Origin of the sequence: Novosphingobium sp. (genome assembly GCF_036733805.1) — a bacterium.
Lineage (GTDB): Bacteria > Pseudomonadota > Alphaproteobacteria > Sphingomonadales > Sphingomonadaceae > Novosphingobium.
Window position 1 is genome coordinate 1 of record NZ_DAIMZT010000070.1, and the last position, 13,129, is coordinate 13,129.

The following is a 13,129-nucleotide window of genomic DNA, read 5'->3' on the forward strand; positions in this document are numbered from 1 at the left end:
CCCCGATCGCCATGGACGATGGCCTCCGCTTCGCCATTCGCGAAGGCGGCCGCACCGTCGGTTCGGGCGTGGTTTCGAAGATCACGAAGTAATTCGCTGATCTCGGGTAACCGAATAAGAGGCCCGGCTTCCGAAAGGAGGCCGGGCTTTTTGTTTGCGTGGGAATGATGGGCCGAAAGCGGAATCCAAGGTCAGGCCCGGGGAGACGAAGAGGAGTTAAAGCGTGTTAGCCCCCAGCAAATCGTCGAGGATTGCACCCCACACCATAAGCGCGTGATGCGTTGGCGCCGCGAACGGAAGTTCGAATTGATCGAGAAGGCGAATCCGAACTGGGAGGATCTCTGCGATTTTCTGATTTGAGGGTGTGCTTCAAGGAGGCGGGGCCCCGCTGACTAACGGCACTGCGTTGCCGAACGGAGCGCCATGTTCGAAATCTCTCTCCCGGAACCCAAACAAATCCGGAAATCAGGGCTTGCGCGAATCCCTTGGCCCATGTAGGGGCGCGGCTCGAATTTGTTCGGGGTGCAAGCCCCTTGGCTCTTTCTCATCGGTAGTAGGTAATGGAAGCTCAGAATATTCGCATTCGCCTGAAGGCGTTTGACCATCGCGTACTCGATCAGGCGACTGGCGAGATCGCTGACACCGCCCGCCGCACCGGCGCGCTTATCCGGGGCCCCATTCCGCTGCCGACGAAGATCGAGAAGTTCTGTGTCAACCGTGGACCGCACATCGACAAAAAGTCGCGTGAGCAGTTTGAGGTGCGCACGTATAAGCGGTTGCTCGACATCGTGCAGCCCAACGCCGCCACTGTCGACGCGCTGATGAAGCTCGATCTGGCTGCCGGCGTGAACGTCGAGATCAAGCTGGCGTAAGCCGTCTCGGCGCAAGTTTCGGACTTCGGTCCACATCTCTTCCGGGTTTCGGTCCGGCTCTAGCGGGGAAAAATCCGCCAAGAGACAGAGCCGCAGCATTGAGCGCCGCTGCGGACACAAGGGATACCTCTGAGGCATTGCTTCAGGAATGCGTCCCCCGTCTCGCTTCCGAGGTCCTGATCCAGGACCAGCAGGGAGCACCCAGCCCGGACGGGGCTCGTATCACCAATTGGGCTGGACACGCCTACGCGGAATGGTTCTGCGCGGGCCTCTGTAAGGAGTTTTGGTCATGCGCACCGGCGTGATCGCCAAGAAAGTCGGGATGACCCGCCTGTTCCAGGAGGACGGACGCCACGTGCCCGTCACTGTCCTGGCTCTGGAAGATTGCCAGGTGGTTTCGGTCCGCACCGAAGAGCGCGACGGTTATGTCGCGGTTCAACTCGGTGCCGGCGAAGCCAAACAGAAGAATGTCGCCAAGCCGCAGCGGGAGCATTTCGCCAAGGCTGAGGTTCCCCTGAAGGCTCAGGTCGTCGAGTTCCGCGTGGCGGACGATGCCGTGCTGGAAGTCGGTTCCACCATTGCTGCTTCGCACTTCGTGCCGGGCCAGCTGGTCGACGTTGCCGGCCACACTCAGGGCAAGGGCTTCCAGGGCGCCATGCGTCGCTGGGGTTTCGGCGGTATGCGCGCCACGCACGGCGTGTCGATCTCTCACCGTGCTCACGGCTCGACCGGTAATCGCCAGGATCCGGGCAAGGTCTTCAAGAACAAGAAGATGGCCGGCCACATGGGTGACCGTCAACGCACGCAGCAGAACCTGGAAATCGTCCGTGTGGACGATGAGCGTGGCCTGATCTTCGTCAAGGGTTCGGTTCCCGGCGCGAAGAACGCCTGGCTCACGGTTTCGGACGCCGTCAAGGTCGCCCGTCATGCCGAGGCTCCGTATCCGGCCGGCCTGAAGGCCGCCGCCAACACCAATGAACCAGTCGTCGCTGACACGCCTGCGGAAGAGACCGCTGCGCCTGAGGCGACCGAAGGCCAGGAGGGCTAAGTCGTGAAGGTCAAGGTCCTCAACCTCGACGGTTCGGCCGGAAAGGGCGACATCGAACTGTCGGATGACGTGTTCGGTTTGGAACCACGCGCTGATATTTTGCACCGTGTCGTGACATGGCAGCTCGAAAACCGCCGTGGCATTGCCCGCGCCACCCGCGAGCGCTCGGATGTCGCGCGCACCGGCAAGAAGTTCGGCCGCCAGAAGGGCGGCGGTACGGCTCGCCACGGTGACCGTGCGGCGCCCGTGTTCATCGGCGGCGGCAAGGCTCATGGCGCCCGGCGTCGCGAGTTCAACGTCTCGCTGAACAAGAAGGTTCGCGCGCTTGGGCTGAAGATGGCTCTTTCCGCCAAGGCGCAGAGCAGCCTCATTGTTGTCGACAGTCTCGATGTCGACGGCAAGACCAAGGCGCTCGCCGGCCAACTCGCGAAGGCGGGCTTCGGCCGGAAGGTGCTGGTGATCGACGGCGAGGCGGTGAACGACAACTTCGCCCGCGCCGCCCGCAATATCATCGGTGTCAACGTGCTCCCGGCGATCGGCGCCAACGTCTACGACATCCTGAAGCATGATACGCTGGTGCTGACGCGCGCCGCGGTCGAGAAGCTGGAGGCGCGTTTCGCCCTTCCGGGAGGGACCAACTGATGGCTAAGACCAAGGAAGTGGATATCCGTCATTACGACGTGATCCTCGCCCCTCACATCACTGAAAAGGCGACCCTGATCTCTGAGCAGAACGCGGTCGTGTTCAAGGTGGCTGACAAGGCGACCAAGCCCGAGATCAAGGCGGCTGTCGAGGCGCTGTTCGACGTCAAGGTGACTGGCGTGAACACCCTGGTTCAGAAGGGCAAGACCAAGCGCTGGCGGGGTAAGGCTTACCGCCGCAGCGACGTGAAGAAGGCGATCGTCACGCTGGCCGAAGGCCAGTCTATTGACGTGACCGAAGGCGTACGGGGCTGATCCGATGGCACTCAAGAACTACAACCCGACCAGCCCCGCCCGTCGCGGCTTGGTCCTCGTCGACAAGTCGTCACTGTGGAAGGGCAAGCCTGTCAAGGCGCTGACCGAAGGCAAGACAAAGACCGGCGGCCGCAACAACAAGGGGCATGTTACTTCGCGTGGTATAGCCGGCGGCCACAAGCAGAAGTACCGCTTCATCGACTTCAAGCGTCGCAAGTGGGACATGGAAGCCACTGTCGAGCGGATCGAGTACGATCCGAACCGCACAGCTTTCATCGCCTTGCTGAAGTACACGGACGGCGAGCTGGCCTACATTCTCGCGCCGCAGCGCCTCTCGGTCGGCGACGTCGTTGTTGCTGGTGAGAAAACGGACGTTAAGCCCGGCAACGCGATGCTCCTGTCGCAGATGCCGGTCGGCACGATCTGCCACAATGTGGAGATGAAGCCGGGCAAGGGCGGTCAGATCGCGCGCTCCGCCGGCACTTACGTGCAGGTTGTCGGCCGTGACCGCGGCATGGTCATCGTCCGCCTGAACTCGGGCGAGCAGCGTTACTTGCGTGGCGATTGCATGGGCACCGTGGGCGCGGTGTCCAATCCGGACAACGCCAACCAGACCCTTGCCAAGGCTGGCCGTAAGCGCTGGCTGGGCCGCCGTCCTCTGACGCGCGGCGTTGCCAAGAACCCTGTCGACCACCCGCACGGCGGTGGTGAAGGCCGGACCTCGGGCGGCCGTCATCCGGTCACCCCGTGGGGCAAGCCGACCAAGGGCGCCCGCACTCGCAACAACAAGCAGACGGACAAGATGATAATCCGTTCGCGCCACGCCAAGAAGAAGAGGTAAGACACGATGGCACGTTCCGTCTGGAAAGGCCCCTTCGTTGACCTGTACCTTCTCAAGAAGGCCGAGGTTGCGCAGGACGCCGGCAGTCGCGCTGGCCCGATCAAGACCTGGTCGCGTCGCTCCACGATCCTTCCGCAGTTCGTTGGCCTGACCTTCTCGGTCTACAACGGGCACAAGTTCATCCCCGTCTCGGTCAACGAGGACATGGTCGGTCACAAGCTCGGTGAATTTGCGCCCACGCGCACCTTCCCCGGCCACGCGGCTGACAAGAAGGGCAAGCGCTAATGAGCAAGCAGGCAGCACCCCGCCGCGTTAGCGAGAAGGAAGCTCTTGCGGTCGGCACCACTATTCGTGGTTCCGCCCAGAAGCTCAACCTCGTCGCGGGCTTGATCCGCGGCAAGAGGGCTGAGGACGCGATGAACATCCTCGCTTTCTCGAAGAAGGCGATGGCGCAGGATGCGCGCAAGGTTCTCGCTTCGGCGATCGCCAACGCGGAAAATAACCACAACCTCGACGTCGACGCCCTGGTTGTCGCCGAGGCGTCGGTCGGCAAGTCGATCACCATGAAGCGCTTTCATGCTCGTGGACGCGGCAAGTCCACCCGGATCCTGAAGCCCATCTCGCGGCTGCGGATCGTCGTTCGCGAAGTCGAGGAGGTCTGATCCATGGGTCACAAGAGCAATCCGATCGGTCTGCGCCTGCAGATCAACCGTACCTGGGACAGCCGCTGGTTCGCGGAAGGTCGGGATTACGGCAAGCTGCTTGAGGAAGACCTCAAGATCCGCAAATTCATCATCGAGAAGCTGCCGCAGGCGGCAATCTCGAAAGTGGTGATCGAACGGCCTGCCAAGCTGTGCCGCGTGTCGATCTATGCCGCTCGTCCGGGCGTCATCATCGGCAAGAAGGGCGCCGACATCGAGAAGCTGCGCAAGCAGCTTTCGGCGATGACCAGCAGCGAAGTAAAGCTGAACATCGTGGAGATCCGCAAGCCGGAGATCGACGCTAAGCTTGTCGCACAGGGCATTGCCGATCAGCTGGTTCGCCGCGTGGCGTTTCGCCGCGCGATGAAGCGCGCGATGCAGTCCGCCATGCGTCTGGGCGCCGAAGGCGTGAAGATCATGTGCGGCGGCCGTCTTGGCGGCGCTGAAATCGCCCGCGTCGAGCAGTACCGCGAAGGTCGCGTGCCGCTGCACACGCTGCGCGCGAACATCGACTATGCGGAGGCCGAGGCGCTGACCGCCTATGGCATCATCGGCATCAAGGTCTGGGTCTTCAAGGGGGAGATCCTGGGCCACGACCCGACGGCGCAGGACCGGCTGATGATGGAGGCTCAAACCTCCGGCGTCCGCCCGGCGCGCTAAGGCTTAGGATAGAGTAAGCACCATGCTGCAACCGAAGAAAACCAAGTTTCGCAAGGCGTTCAAGGGGCGCATCCATGGCAACGCCAAGGGTGGCACCGATCTGAACTTCGGCTCATATGGGCTCAAGGCCCTGGAGCCGGAGCGCGTCACCGCCCGCCAGATCGAGGCTGCTCGCCGTGCGATCACCCGCCACATCAAGCGCCAGGGTCGTCTCTGGATTCGCATCTTCCCGGACGTGCCGGTTTCGAAGAAGCCGGCCGAAGTCCGCCAGGGCAAGGGCAAGGGTTCGGTCGAATATTGGGCTGCTCGCGTAAAGCCGGGCAAGATCCTGTTCGAGCTGGATGGCGTCGCCGGCCCGCTCGCAGCGGAAGCGTTCAGCCGTGCCGCGATGAAGCTGCCGATCAAGACCAAGGTCGTTGCCCGCCTCGGCGACACCTCGCACCTGGGAGCCGAATAATGGCCGCCAAGACCGAAGACCTGCGCGCCAAGACAGACGATCAGCTTACCGCTGATCTCGCCGACCTCAAGCGCGAGCAGTTCAACCTGCGTTTCCAGGCCGCCACGAGCCAGCTCGAGCGTCCGGCGCGCATTAAGGAAGTCCGTCGCGACATCGCCCGCATCAAGACGCTCCAGACGGAGCGCCAGAATGCTGCTGGGTCGAAGGCGTAAGGAGGAAGCACGATGCCCAAGCGTATTCTGATCGGGACCGTGGTTTCCGACAAGACCGACAAGACCGTGACCGTGCTCGTCGAGCGCAAGGTGAAGCACCCGCTTTACGGGAAGATCATCCGTCGCTCGAAGAAGTATCACGCCCACGATGAGGACAATGCTTTCCACACCGGTGAGCGCGTTCGCATCGAGGAAACGAAGCCCTACTCGAAGACGAAGACCTGGAAGGTTCTTGATCGTCTTCAAGCAGGCAAGGGTGTTGCTCTCGAAGCGAATCTCGACGTAGAGGCCGCAGGCTGAGACTGAACTAAGACGTCCGCCTCGACACGTTCGGGGTAAATTTTTGGAACTGCCGGACTGGTTCCGGCAAGCCAGTTGAGAAGGAACCGGATCGATGATCCAGATGCAATCCAATCTCGACGTCGCGGACAACAGCGGCGCCAAGCGCGTCCAGTGCATTAAGGTGCTGGGTGGCTCGAAGCGTCGTTTCGCCGGCGTCGGCGACATCATCGTGGTGTCGGTGAAGGAGGCGCAGCCGCGCGCTCGCGTCAAGAAGGGCGACGTTCACCGCGCGGTGATCGTGCGCACGAAGAAGGACGTGCGCCGCGCCGACGGCAGCGTCATCCGCTTTGACAGCAACGCCGCGGTGCTCATCAACAAGAACGAAGAGCCGATCGGCACGCGTATCTTCGGCCCGGTGGTGCGCGAACTGCGCGGCCGCGGCTTCATGAAGATCATCTCGCTCGCTCCGGAGGTGCTGTGATGGCTGCCGCGAAGATCAAGAAGGGCGACTCCGTCGTTATCCTATCCGGCAAGGACAAGGGCCGCACCGGCACTGTCCTGCAGGTCCTGCCCAAGGACGGCAAGATCGTGGTCGAAGGCGTGAACGTCGCCACTCGTCACCGCAAGCCCACTCAGACGAACCCGCAGGGCGGCATCGAGCGCAATCCGGCGCCGATGGCGATCAGCAAGGTCGCCGTTGCCGACAAGAACGGCAAGCCGACGCGCGTTCGCTTCGAAGTCAAGGACGGCAAGAAGGTCCGTGTGGCCGTGAAGTCCGGGGAGACCATCGATGGCTGACAAGTATACCCCCCGTCTGCGTACCAAGTACGAAGCCGAGATCGTGAAGGCGATGACCGAGAAGTTCGGTTACGCCAACGTGATGGAAGTTCCGAAGATCGAAAAGATCACGCTCAACATGGGCGTAGGCGAAGCAAGCCAGGACAAGAAAAAGGTCCAGACCGCTGCCGCCGAGATGGAAGCCATCGCCGGCCAGAAGCCCGTTATCACCAAGGCTCGCAAGTCGATTGCGCAGTTCAAGCTGCGTGAAGGCATGCCGATCGGCTGCAAGGTGACGCTGCGCCGTGAACGGATGTACGAGTTTCTCGATCGTCTCGTCACGATCGCGATGCCCCGCATTCGCGACTTCCGTGGTTTGAACCCCAAGTCGTTTGACGGCCGCGGCAATTACGCGATGGGTCTCAAGGAGCAGATCATCTTTCCAGAGATCAGCTACGACAAGATCGAGAAGGTGCGTGGGATGGACATCATCGTGACCACCACTGCCAAGACCGACGACGAAGCGCGGGAACTGCTGCGCCTGTTCGGTTTCCCGTTCCCCGCCGAGGCGGAACAGAAGGAGGCGGCGTGAGCCGCCGCTAGAGAGAGCTTAAGTCCATGGCGAAACTGAGTTCCGTGAACAAGAACGAGCGTCGCAAGAAGCTCGTCAAGAAGTATGCAGGCAAGTACACCCGCCTCAAGGCGGTTGCCGACGATGAAACGCTCGAAGAAACCGAGCGCCTCATTGCTCGCCTGAAGCTGGCCGAGATCCCGCGCAACGGCAACCCGACGAGGGTTCGCAATCGCTGCGCGACGACCGGCCGTCCGCGCGGTTACTACCGCAAGTTCGGCCTGTGCCGCGTCGAGCTGCGTGATCTTGCCAATAAGGGCATGATCCCCGGCGTGACCAAGTCGAGCTGGTAAGGGGTTAGTAGAATGGCAATGACCGATCCCCTGGGTGATATGCTCACCCGCATCCGCAACGGCCAGCGGGCGAAAAAGGACTCCGTCCTTTCTCCCGCCTCGAAGCTTCGTGCCCGCGTGCTGGAAGTGCTTCAGCGCGAAGGCTATATTCGTGGCTTCAGCGAAGACGCGACGGGTGCTCATCCGCAGCTGCGCATCGAATTGAAGTATTTCGAGGGCGAGCCCGCGATCAAGCACGTGCAGCGCATTTCCAAGCCCGGCCGCCGCGTCTATTCGGGTTCAAAGGAACTGCCGATCGTGCGCAATGGCCTTGGCATCACCATCGTCTCGACGCCCAAGGGCGTGCTCTCGGATGCCGAGGCACGTTCACAGAACGTCGGCGGCGAAGTGCTGGCGGAGGTGTTCTGATGAGCCGCATCGGCAAGAAGCCGGTGGTTATCCCCGCTGGGGTGACCGCCGATATCGCGAACGGCACCCTTTCGGTGAAGGGCCCCAAGGGCGCTCTGACCTTGGGGCTGTCGGACCAGGTCACTTACAAGCTTGAAGACGGCTCGATTTCGGTTCAGCCCGCCAATGACTCCAAGGCTGCCCGCAGTCACTGGGGCATGCAGCGCACGCTGGTCTCGAACCTCGTCGAGGGTGTGACGCAAGGCTTCACCAAGGTCCTCGAGATCAAGGGCGTTGGCTACCGCGCGAATGCTCAGGGCAAGAACCTGAAGCTGCAGCTCGGCTATTCGCACGACGTGGACATCGCGGTGCCGGAAGGCATCGAGATCAAGACCCCGGACAACACCACGGTCGAAATCTCCGGCATCGACAAGCAGAAGGTCGGCCAGATCGCGGCCGAGATTCGACGCTGGCGCAAGCCTGAGCCTTACAAGGGCAAGGGCATCAAGTACCGCGGCGAGTTCATCTTCCGCAAGGAAGGGAAGAAGAAGTAATGGCCAAACTTTCCCTTTTCGAACGCCGCCGTCGGCGCGTCCGCACCGCCCTGCGCGCCCGGTCGGGCGACCGTCCGCGTTTATCGGTGCATCGCACCGGCCGCCACATCTACGCGCAGATTATCGACGACGCTCAGGGCCGCACCGTGGCCGCCGCGAATACGCTGGGGGGCAAGGGCACCGACATCGATGCCGCCACTCGCGTGGGCAAGGAGCTTGCCGAAGCCGCGAAAAAGGCGGGCGTGACCGCTGTCGTGTTCGACCGTGGCGGTTTCCTGTTCCATGGCCGCGTGAAAGCGCTGGCCGAAGCCGCCCGTGAAGGCGGGCTGGAGTTCTGATAATGGCAGACGAAAACACCATCGAACAGCCGATCGCGGCTGAGCACGTCCAGGGCGGAGAGCCCCAAGAGGGCCGTGGTCGTCGCGGCCGTGGCGAACGCGGCGATCGCGGTGAACGGGGCGGCCGTGGCCGTCGCGAAGGCCGGCGCGATCGTGGCGGTGATGAAGAGCAGGGCGAAGAACTGATCGAAAAGCTCGTTCACATCAACCGCGTGTCGAAGACCGTCAAGGGCGGTAAGCGCTTTGGTTTCGCCGCGCTGGTCGTCGTGGGTGACGGCAAGGGCCGCGTGGGCTTCGGTCACTCGAAGGCTCGCGAGGTTCCCGAGGCGATCACCAAGGCGACCGCCTCTGCCAAGAAGAAGATGATCCGCGTCGCGCTGAAAGAGGGCCGCACCCTCCATCACGATGGCAAGGGCCACTTCGGCGCGGGCCGCGTGAACGTGCGTTCCGCTCCGGCCGGCACCGGCATCATCGCGGGCGGTCCGATGCGCGCCGTGTTCGAAAGCCTTGGCGTCCATGACGTCGTCACCAAGTCGGTGGGCACCTCGAACCCGTACAACATGATCCGTGCCACGTTCGACGCGCTGACCGGCCAGACTTCGCCCAAGTCTGTTGCGCAGCGTCGCGGCAAGAAGGTCTCCGACCTGCTCGGTCGCGGTGGCGCCAGCGAAGCGGAGGCCGAGGCCGCCGCCGAAGCCATCGTGGAGTAATTGATCATGGCCAAAATCAAGATCAAGCAGATCGGTTCGCCGATCCGTCGCCCGGAAAGCCAGAAGAAGATTCTCATCGGTCTGGGTCTGGGCAAGATGCACCGGGTCGTCGAAGTCGAGGACACCGCCGAAGTGCGTGGTGCGATCGCCAAGCTGCCGCACATGGTCGCTGTGGTTGACTGAGCTTCCGGCTTTAAGCTGAATATCGAAGGCCCCGGTGGAAACGCCGGGGCCTTTGTTTTTCGGAGGCGTAAGTGCGACTGCGCTCTTTTCCCCTGCGGCGGCTATGCTATTCGCGCGGGTCGCTGAATCCACTCGGGAGCAGGTCTTGAACATCAGAGCACTGGCAGCGTCGGTCCTGTGCGTTGCGGCGCTGGCCGCTGCAGGATGCACGTCGCGGCACGAAAAGGGCGATGTGATGGCCGAAGGTTCGTCAGTGCCCGGCTGCGACGATACCCGCGCCGATCCGGCAAGGCTGGCCGCCCTGCGCAAGTCGGACGAGGCATTGGCCAAGGCGCTGGAAGGACGCTCGCACCCGGATCCGATCGTCTGGGCCAGGAAAGCGGTGGAGGCCGGCGATTACCGTCTTGCCGCCGCAACCACGCCCGAGGGTATTTCCACGGAGCTTTACGATGCGCAATGTCGCGTACTCGGCGGTCTTAAGCCCTGGACCGTGCGAACATTGGCCTTCGTGCCAGATGAAGCTGCAGCAATGGGGAAGGGGCCTGACGACAGGGTGACCGCCTTCGGAAGGCGCTACAATGCAGCCATCCTTTCTGATCCTCGCTATCCCTATGCGGACATTTGCCGCGAACTCGCGAAGGCAGGCCCCAAGCCCGATTTCTCGGACGCCGGCACGAACGGCATCGAGCTTCCTTACGGTTTTGCCGAACTGGGGCCGGCCCGCATGTCCTACGGCCTGGGCGCAGCCGCAAGGCGAGGCTCTGTCTATGACATCGACATTCTCATCAATCGCGACAAACAGCCGGTGAATGCGCCGGACATGTTCGGGATGACGCCCCTGGCCTGGGCCGTCGCCTATCACCGCTGGCCGGCAGCGGAAGCGTTGCTGGAGGCAAAGGCCAGCCCCACGGGGGCGGCCTGCCAGACGGCGATCGATCGGGAGTCTCCGCTGCAGGTGGCCCGAATCATGCGTTGGTACGGAATGATCCGGCGGCTGCGCCCGCTGGTGACCGAGGAGGAGTTCGCCAACCTGCGCCAGAAGCCGCGCTGGGACGACACCAGCCTTTCGGAGTTCAACCACGCGCTCACGGAACTGAAGGAGCGATATAAACACGTACTGCGTCGCCAGAGCTTTGAGCGCCACGACCTGTTGTTCGAAGTTGACGCCAGAGGCAACTCGACATCGTGCAGCCTTGATCCGGCTTCAGAAAATCCGGCATTCGACAAGGAGCTGTGCGATCTGGCCCTGGATATCGTACGGTGGGCGCCGGCGCGTGACGCCTTCGGCACGACCGTGCCCGAGAGCGCGAAGCTGGTGGTGGGGTTCGGCGGAAGATGACGTCAGAATAGGGCTGCTCATGCCTTGCCTCCGCGGAGGGGCGAACCATCCCGTAATCTCGCTTTTCGACAATCCGCCCAGACATCCGTGATGTTCTCATTCAGCCAATCAGGCGTCGAAACGCGGGCAACGAGGCGGCAATGTGCGTGGAAATAGGCGCGGACCAGGTTGTCAGTCTCCAGGTTGGGCGGCCCTTGACGGGGGGCGGGCGCAGCGACGATGATGCTTGGGCGCATTGCAAGCACGCGCCTCACCTCCCCCAGCGTGGAAAGATGGCTAACGTCCTTTTCCATCAGATGTCCAAGGTGCGCAGTAAAGACGAGAGGCGTGGGGAAGGTCTTGCCCGTCATCGTATAGAGCTGATGCGGCCCATCGAAGACGAACAGGGGACCGCCATCGTCATGTGCGCGGATAGTGCGCGTCAGCTGATCGAACGCGGCGCCCGAGCGATGGGCGTGCTGGAAATCGAGCACCTTACTGTCGCAAAGAGCGAACCATGCGCCTGCGACGAGGGCAAGGGGGCCTATCCACCGGCGATCTAGAAACGCAGCTGCCGTAACGCTTAAGGGAACAAGCAGCGAGAGGGCGTAGTGCGTGAAAAAGTGCGGAACCGAAGCTACTCCGGCGAAGGCCGCCAGCAGCCATAGCAGCACAAAGCGCCTCCGCTCGGCTGGCAGATCGGGCAGGGCAAGCACGGCAATTATAAGCAGCGGCGCCAGGCGAGCGAACATGATCGTGAAACGGATCGCCGACGAAGTCCATTCAGGTGCTTTCGCAAAGTTGGAAACGACCATGGCGTGCCAGTAGATCTCCCAATATCCGGCGATCGCGTACCCTACAGCGATTGCAAAGGTCGGGGCTGCTCCGATCAATGCCCAGGACACGATGACGCGGCACGCCCTGTCTTTCGGCAGCGGTGACCGCAATACTTGGCTGGCGCACCACAGACCCAGGAAGGCGCCTTCAAAGGCCGCGGTCGTCTTAATGGTGATGGCAAGTCCAGCCAGCAGCATCGCGGCGTGAAGGTGCCAATGCACCCATCCCCTTTGCAGGTCCGGTGCCGCCAGCAGCACCAGTAAAAACGCCAGCGCGACGAACAGGTTGTAGAAGACGGGACTTTGGCCGCCATAACCCTGGAACGGGATCAGGAAGATCAGATATGCCATGCCGGCCAGCAGCGCGCCTTGCCGATTCGTCCAGATCAGCGCGATTCGTCCGATAATCCACGCCGTCGCGGCGGCGAAGGCCGTGGCCGCAAGCTGATAGCCGATCGGCCCTGCGCAGATTCCGGTAATCAGGTAATAGAGGAAGAACAGGCCCCAGGGCTTGCGGTCCCACACGTCGACATAAGGTACGGCGCCGTGGTGCATGGCGATGCCAACCGTCTGGTAGAAGGTTTCGTCTCCGCTTACGTTGGGATCGCCGAAAGTGCTTGCGCGCAATACCAGCGCAACGAGCAGAAGGACCGCAAAGGGCCAGACTCCGAATGGGATCGAGGGTGGCCGGCCGGCTGAAGAGAAAGACAAAGCTTGGCCTCCGGAAACTGGGCGGTTGAGCGTCGTCCGGTAGCCTTTGCGCGATTCGCTGAAAAGGGAGCGTGACATTCGCGTTCGCATCGGCTACGGGCGCGCACTTCCTAAATCAAGCGCGACTTAAAGCGAAAGCGAGTGCAAGACATGAAACTGAATGATATTCGCGATAATTCCGGCGCCCGCCATCGTCGTATGCGCATCGGTCGTGGCATCGGTTCGGGCAAGGGCAAGACCGGTGGCCGCGGCCAGAAGGGCGCCAAGGCGCGTTCGGGCGTTTCGGTCAACGGCTTTGAAGGCGGCCAGATGCCGCTGCACATGCGCCTGCCGAAGCGGGGCTTCAACAACAAGAAGTTCGC

At 62.3% G+C, this 13,129-nt stretch carries 24 protein-coding genes; 23 read left to right on the forward strand and 1 reads right to left on the reverse strand.

Annotated features, from left to right (window positions below):
• From V7D69_RS13700 to V7D69_RS13805, 22 genes are all read left to right on the forward strand, one after another.
• Nucleotides 1-92 (forward strand): hypothetical protein (locus V7D69_RS13700; RefSeq protein ID WP_333606086.1); only part of this gene is annotated, 92 nt, incomplete at its 5' end.
• A 468-nt stretch (nucleotides 93-560) separates the two neighbouring features.
• Nucleotides 561-872: a 30S ribosomal protein S10 gene (rpsJ, locus tag V7D69_RS13705; RefSeq protein WP_091146544.1), complete on the forward strand. Its 312-nt coding sequence runs from the start codon at nucleotides 561-563 to the stop codon at nucleotides 870-872.
• A 289-nt stretch (nucleotides 873-1,161) separates the two neighbouring features.
• On the forward strand, nucleotides 1,162-1,920 hold the full coding sequence (rplC, locus tag V7D69_RS13710; RefSeq protein WP_333606081.1) for a 50S ribosomal protein L3: 759 nt from the start codon (nucleotides 1,162-1,164) through the stop codon (nucleotides 1,918-1,920).
• A gap of 3 nt (nucleotides 1,921-1,923) precedes the next feature.
• The gene (gene rplD, locus V7D69_RS13715) at nucleotides 1,924-2,562 is read left to right on the forward strand and encodes a 50S ribosomal protein L4 (RefSeq protein WP_333606082.1); all 639 of its coding nucleotides are present in this window, start codon (nucleotides 1,924-1,926) and stop codon (nucleotides 2,560-2,562) included.
• Complete coding sequence (locus tag V7D69_RS13720) at nucleotides 2,562-2,876, forward strand: 50S ribosomal protein L23 (protein WP_324063898.1); 315 nt, start codon at nucleotides 2,562-2,564, stop codon at nucleotides 2,874-2,876. Before rplD ends, V7D69_RS13720 begins: the two co-directional genes overlap by 1 nt.
• A 4-nt stretch (nucleotides 2,877-2,880) precedes the next feature.
• Nucleotides 2,881-3,717, forward strand: coding sequence for a 50S ribosomal protein L2 (gene rplB, locus V7D69_RS13725; RefSeq protein WP_333606083.1), 837 nt, complete (start codon nucleotides 2,881-2,883; stop codon nucleotides 3,715-3,717).
• 6 nt (nucleotides 3,718-3,723) lie between these two features.
• Nucleotides 3,724-4,002, forward strand: coding sequence for a 30S ribosomal protein S19 (gene rpsS, locus V7D69_RS13730; RefSeq protein ID WP_324063899.1), 279 nt, complete (start codon nucleotides 3,724-3,726; stop codon nucleotides 4,000-4,002).
• Nucleotides 4,002-4,379, forward strand: coding sequence for a 50S ribosomal protein L22 (gene rplV, locus V7D69_RS13735; protein ID WP_324063900.1), 378 nt, complete (start codon nucleotides 4,002-4,004; stop codon nucleotides 4,377-4,379). The genes rpsS and rplV overlap by 1 nt, the downstream gene beginning before the upstream one ends.
• A gap of 3 nt (nucleotides 4,380-4,382) precedes the next feature.
• Nucleotides 4,383-5,078: a 30S ribosomal protein S3 gene (rpsC, locus tag V7D69_RS13740; protein ID WP_324063901.1), complete on the forward strand. Its 696-nt coding sequence runs from the start codon at nucleotides 4,383-4,385 to the stop codon at nucleotides 5,076-5,078.
• A 22-nt stretch (nucleotides 5,079-5,100) separates the two neighbouring features.
• The gene (rplP, locus tag V7D69_RS13745; RefSeq protein WP_324063902.1) at nucleotides 5,101-5,535 is read left to right on the forward strand and encodes a 50S ribosomal protein L16; all 435 of its coding nucleotides are present in this window, start codon (nucleotides 5,101-5,103) and stop codon (nucleotides 5,533-5,535) included.
• The gene (gene rpmC / locus V7D69_RS13750) at nucleotides 5,535-5,747 is read left to right on the forward strand and encodes a 50S ribosomal protein L29 (RefSeq protein ID WP_324063903.1); all 213 of its coding nucleotides are present in this window, start codon (nucleotides 5,535-5,537) and stop codon (nucleotides 5,745-5,747) included. The genes rplP and rpmC overlap by 1 nt, the downstream gene beginning before the upstream one ends.
• 12 nt (nucleotides 5,748-5,759) lie before the next feature.
• A complete protein-coding gene (rpsQ, locus tag V7D69_RS13755; RefSeq protein ID WP_324063904.1) occupies nucleotides 5,760-6,047 on the forward strand; it encodes a 30S ribosomal protein S17 in 288 nt (95 codons plus the stop codon).
• Nucleotides 6,048-6,141: 94 nt separating this feature from the next.
• Complete coding sequence (gene rplN, locus V7D69_RS13760) at nucleotides 6,142-6,510, forward strand: 50S ribosomal protein L14 (protein WP_324063905.1); 369 nt, start codon at nucleotides 6,142-6,144, stop codon at nucleotides 6,508-6,510.
• Nucleotides 6,510-6,827 carry a 50S ribosomal protein L24 gene (gene rplX, locus V7D69_RS13765; RefSeq protein ID WP_324063906.1) on the forward strand — a complete coding sequence of 106 codons (318 nt, stop codon included), beginning with the start codon at nucleotides 6,510-6,512 and terminating at the stop codon, nucleotides 6,825-6,827. Before rplN ends, rplX begins: the two co-directional genes overlap by 1 nt.
• Entirely contained in the window at nucleotides 6,820-7,398 is a 579-nt protein-coding gene (gene rplE, locus V7D69_RS13770; RefSeq protein ID WP_324063907.1) for a 50S ribosomal protein L5, read from the forward strand. Before rplX ends, rplE begins: the two co-directional genes overlap by 8 nt.
• Nucleotides 7,399-7,424: 26 nt before the next feature.
• Nucleotides 7,425-7,730, forward strand: coding sequence for a 30S ribosomal protein S14 (gene rpsN / locus V7D69_RS13775; RefSeq protein ID WP_324063908.1), 306 nt, complete (start codon nucleotides 7,425-7,427; stop codon nucleotides 7,728-7,730).
• A gap of 12 nt (nucleotides 7,731-7,742) precedes the next feature.
• The gene (gene rpsH / locus V7D69_RS13780) at nucleotides 7,743-8,138 is read left to right on the forward strand and encodes a 30S ribosomal protein S8 (RefSeq protein ID WP_324063909.1); all 396 of its coding nucleotides are present in this window, start codon (nucleotides 7,743-7,745) and stop codon (nucleotides 8,136-8,138) included.
• On the forward strand, nucleotides 8,138-8,671 hold the full coding sequence (gene rplF / locus V7D69_RS13785; RefSeq protein ID WP_324063910.1) for a 50S ribosomal protein L6: 534 nt from the start codon (nucleotides 8,138-8,140) through the stop codon (nucleotides 8,669-8,671). Before rpsH ends, rplF begins: the two co-directional genes overlap by 1 nt.
• A complete protein-coding gene (rplR, locus tag V7D69_RS13790) occupies nucleotides 8,671-9,009 on the forward strand; it encodes a 50S ribosomal protein L18 (RefSeq protein ID WP_324063911.1) in 339 nt (112 codons plus the stop codon). The genes rplF and rplR overlap by 1 nt, the downstream gene beginning before the upstream one ends.
• 2 nt (nucleotides 9,010-9,011) lie before the next feature.
• Entirely contained in the window at nucleotides 9,012-9,719 is a 708-nt protein-coding gene (gene rpsE / locus V7D69_RS13795) for a 30S ribosomal protein S5 (protein WP_324063912.1), read from the forward strand.
• 6 nt (nucleotides 9,720-9,725) lie between these two features.
• Nucleotides 9,726-9,902, forward strand: coding sequence for a 50S ribosomal protein L30 (gene rpmD, locus V7D69_RS13800; protein ID WP_054945226.1), 177 nt, complete (start codon nucleotides 9,726-9,728; stop codon nucleotides 9,900-9,902).
• A gap of 145 nt (nucleotides 9,903-10,047) precedes the next feature.
• A complete protein-coding gene (locus V7D69_RS13805) occupies nucleotides 10,048-11,241 on the forward strand; it encodes an ankyrin repeat domain-containing protein (RefSeq protein WP_324063913.1) in 1,194 nt (397 codons plus the stop codon).
• Between the two features lie 17 nt (nucleotides 11,242-11,258).
• Here the strand turns inward: V7D69_RS13805 and V7D69_RS13810 are convergent, their stop codons facing one another.
• Nucleotides 11,259-12,845 (reverse strand): hypothetical protein, encoded by a 1,587-nt coding sequence (locus V7D69_RS13810; protein WP_333606084.1) that lies wholly within the window; start codon nucleotides 12,843-12,845, stop codon nucleotides 11,259-11,261.
• 72 nt (nucleotides 12,846-12,917) lie between these two features.
• On the opposite strand from V7D69_RS13810, the gene rplO reads away from it, so the two are divergent.
• The coding region (gene rplO / locus V7D69_RS13815) for a 50S ribosomal protein L15 (RefSeq protein ID WP_333606085.1) at nucleotides 12,918-13,129 on the forward strand (212 nt) is incomplete at its 3' end.

Excerpts from the sequence above, each read along its gene's own strand:
- rpsJ (WP_091146544.1), top strand. The coding sequence starts at position 561 with ATGGAAGCTCAGAATATTCGCATTCGCCTGAAGGCGTTTGACCATCGC.
- rplC (WP_333606081.1), top strand. The coding sequence starts at position 1,162 with ATGCGCACCGGCGTGATCGCCAAGAAAGTCGGGATGACCCGCCTGTTC.
- V7D69_RS13720 (WP_324063898.1), top strand. The coding sequence starts at position 2,562 with ATGGCTAAGACCAAGGAAGTGGATATCCGTCATTACGACGTGATCCTC.
- rplB (WP_333606083.1), top strand. The coding sequence starts at position 2,881 with ATGGCACTCAAGAACTACAACCCGACCAGCCCCGCCCGTCGCGGCTTG.
- rpsS (WP_324063899.1), top strand. The coding sequence starts at position 3,724 with ATGGCACGTTCCGTCTGGAAAGGCCCCTTCGTTGACCTGTACCTTCTC.
- rplV (WP_324063900.1), top strand. The coding sequence starts at position 4,002 with ATGAGCAAGCAGGCAGCACCCCGCCGCGTTAGCGAGAAGGAAGCTCTT.
- rpsC (WP_324063901.1), top strand. The coding sequence starts at position 4,383 with ATGGGTCACAAGAGCAATCCGATCGGTCTGCGCCTGCAGATCAACCGT.
- rplP (WP_324063902.1), top strand. The coding sequence starts at position 5,101 with ATGCTGCAACCGAAGAAAACCAAGTTTCGCAAGGCGTTCAAGGGGCGC.
- rpmC (WP_324063903.1), top strand. The coding sequence starts at position 5,535 with ATGGCCGCCAAGACCGAAGACCTGCGCGCCAAGACAGACGATCAGCTT.
- rpsQ (WP_324063904.1), top strand. The coding sequence starts at position 5,760 with ATGCCCAAGCGTATTCTGATCGGGACCGTGGTTTCCGACAAGACCGAC.
- rplN (WP_324063905.1), top strand. The coding sequence starts at position 6,142 with ATGATCCAGATGCAATCCAATCTCGACGTCGCGGACAACAGCGGCGCC.
- rplX (WP_324063906.1), top strand. The coding sequence starts at position 6,510 with ATGGCTGCCGCGAAGATCAAGAAGGGCGACTCCGTCGTTATCCTATCC.
- rplE (WP_324063907.1), top strand. The coding sequence starts at position 6,820 with ATGGCTGACAAGTATACCCCCCGTCTGCGTACCAAGTACGAAGCCGAG.
- rpsN (WP_324063908.1), top strand. The coding sequence starts at position 7,425 with ATGGCGAAACTGAGTTCCGTGAACAAGAACGAGCGTCGCAAGAAGCTC.
- rpsH (WP_324063909.1), top strand. The coding sequence starts at position 7,743 with ATGGCAATGACCGATCCCCTGGGTGATATGCTCACCCGCATCCGCAAC.
- rplF (WP_324063910.1), top strand. The coding sequence starts at position 8,138 with ATGAGCCGCATCGGCAAGAAGCCGGTGGTTATCCCCGCTGGGGTGACC.
- rplR (WP_324063911.1), top strand. The coding sequence starts at position 8,671 with ATGGCCAAACTTTCCCTTTTCGAACGCCGCCGTCGGCGCGTCCGCACC.
- rpsE (WP_324063912.1), top strand. The coding sequence starts at position 9,012 with ATGGCAGACGAAAACACCATCGAACAGCCGATCGCGGCTGAGCACGTC.
- rpmD (WP_054945226.1), top strand. The coding sequence starts at position 9,726 with ATGGCCAAAATCAAGATCAAGCAGATCGGTTCGCCGATCCGTCGCCCG.
- V7D69_RS13810 (WP_333606084.1), bottom strand. The coding sequence starts at position 12,845 with ATGTCACGCTCCCTTTTCAGCGAATCGCGCAAAGGCTACCGGACGACG.